The following is a 2,485-nucleotide window of genomic DNA, read 5'->3' on the forward strand; positions in this document are numbered from 1 at the left end:
ATACAAAGAGAGAGTTTTTTCATGATTTTACCTTAATTTATAATAACACTTGATTTAGATTAATTGTAATTTAAGAATTTATCAATAGTAAATTTCAATAATATCTACAACTATAAATACTAGGATAACCTAGTACTTATATTTTATATATCACTTACTACACAAGGATTCATAGTTTTAAATCCATCATTAACTATGCAAGTTACTGCTCTTTTTCTCGTGACAGCCTTATCTACATCTTTTTCTTTTCTAATTTTTTTTATCACAAGTCCACCATCTGATTTCAAATTATCGCTAGTTGATAAATAAATATTATTTTCTATAAAAGGTAAATCTTTTTTAGATTTTTCTTTTTTCACTGGAGTGCTTGGTTGAAGTTCTGTCCACGGAATTTCTTTTTTCACTGGAGTGCTTGGTTGAAGTTCTGTCCACGGAATTTCTTTTTTCGCGTGTTGCAATGCAAGCTGTGCTAATTTTGGCGTATATATATCTTGCTTAACATCTCCTATTATTTCAAAACCTCCTTTTGAGATAGTATATTCTATTTTATTTTTTATAGGGCTAATATCCAATTGAGAAACAATATCTTTTTGTTGCTGATTTAATTTGCTAATATTTTCTGCCAAAATATTGATTTTTTTGAAATCAATATTTTCACTACTAGCTAAAGCATTATATTCTCTTTCATTTTCTTGAATTTTTGTTTTTATTTCTTGTAGTTGATTTGTTAGTATTATAGATTTATCAAGAAAATCTTTCAAATCTTTCTTTAATAAAGCGAATATAAAATCTTTTTTAGAAATCACATTAGCAGTATTATCTAACAATTTTTCAAAAGTTTCATTTTGATAAATTTTTTCTTTATTAGCACCCTTTAAACCATTTTCTTGATAAGCATCTATAAATTCCAAACTCTGAACTATCTTCAAAGCTTCTTCTTTATTGTTTTCATTATCTTTTAAAAAATACTTAGACACAAAATCAATTTTCTCATCTTCACTCATCTGTTTATAATCTTTTTCTTTAAGCATATCATCTAGCGAGCTAATATAAAATTTATAATATTGACTTGCAATATCATTAATAGCATAATTTTCAATACTACTTTGAAAAGAATCATCTTTGAAAAGCATAGCTTCTTTGTTTAAAATAGCATTTAAATCTAATTCTAAAGCTTCTTTAAGTTCATCTTTTTTCTCATTTAAAGCAAAAGTAAGATAATTATGATTGTCTTTTAAAAATTGCTTATTAGAGTATTCTAACAATTTTTGTTTATATTCTTTATAAGCTTGCGTTTGATCGCTGTATTCTCTCACACTAAATTTTATATGCGGAGAATGCTTTCCTTGTAAAAAATTTTTAGGCGCCCACATAAAAATATTTTCATGGGTTTTTTGATTTTTATCATTTGCTCCAATATCAAAATACCCAGTTACTGCAATTTTTTCTAATTGAAATGCTGTGATTTTTGATTGAGGTGTATAAAAAATATAAATATTATAAAAATCATCAAAAGGATTATACATACCTACAAAGCCAGTTGCTATTGTTGCTCCATCTTTATTATGTCCTGTTCCTTCAGCAATAATTTCTCCAATATTATTTAAAATAATATTGTGAAAGTAATTCGACCCAGATATTGCCGTAAAACCAGAAGAATAGCTAAGTTCAGCTTTGTCTTTGGATATACTTTGAATTGTTTTTATATTATTTAAAGTTATACCGGCAAAATAATTTCCACTAGCACTTGCAGCAAATCCACTAGCAAAAGAATCATCCTGCTCAAAATCATGAGAGCTGTTTAAATAATGATCATATGTTCCTTTGTTATAAGATTGAATCAATCCTATATCATTTAAAGAAATATCTGTAAAGCTATTATAAGTTGGAGTGTTATTTTCTTTATATACATTTATAATCTCTCCGACAAATCCTCCTGATTTAGCACTTGCTTTATCCGTTACCGCACCTATATAACCAATATGATTTAAAAAAATATTATTAAAATCATATCTAGAATTTTGACTCAGTGAGGAGGAATAAACAGCTCCACTAAATCCGCCTACTTTTGAAGCTTCTTCACTTTTTGCCTGAATACCGTTTATATTTAAAATTGTAATATTTTTAAATTTACTACTTTGTATTGATGGTAATTCATATTTTTTGCCCTTTTTTATCATAGGTAGAGAATCGAAATTAGCTACATCAACAATATCCCCAACAAAACCTACAACATAAGCATAATCTTTACCATTGCCTATAATTTCATTGATATTTTTTAAAACAATGTCTTCAACTTTAGCATCTTGCTCTATAAGTCCGACAACACCACCTGTATAAAGAATATAATTTGTCGTATTTGCTTTAACATTACCATTCATATAATCTACATTGAAATTCTTTATATTAGCCCCATTACTTAAATTTCCAAAAATACCAACATAATTTTTATTGTTAGCCTCTATATTAATATTTTTTAAAGTAA

Annotated in this window: 1 protein-coding gene; it reads right to left on the reverse strand. The window is 26.6% G+C overall.

Translation table 11 applies throughout. From position 1 onward, the window contains the following. Window positions 1-143 precede the first annotated feature (143 nt). Window positions 144-2,485 (reverse strand): hypothetical protein (locus L8W40_RS07970; RefSeq protein WP_263665136.1); only part of this gene is annotated, 2,342 nt, incomplete at its 5' end.

The organism is Campylobacter sp. IFREMER_LSEM_CL1846 (assembly GCF_025772105.1).
GTDB lineage: Bacteria > Campylobacterota > Campylobacteria > Campylobacterales > Campylobacteraceae > Campylobacter_D > Campylobacter_D lari_D.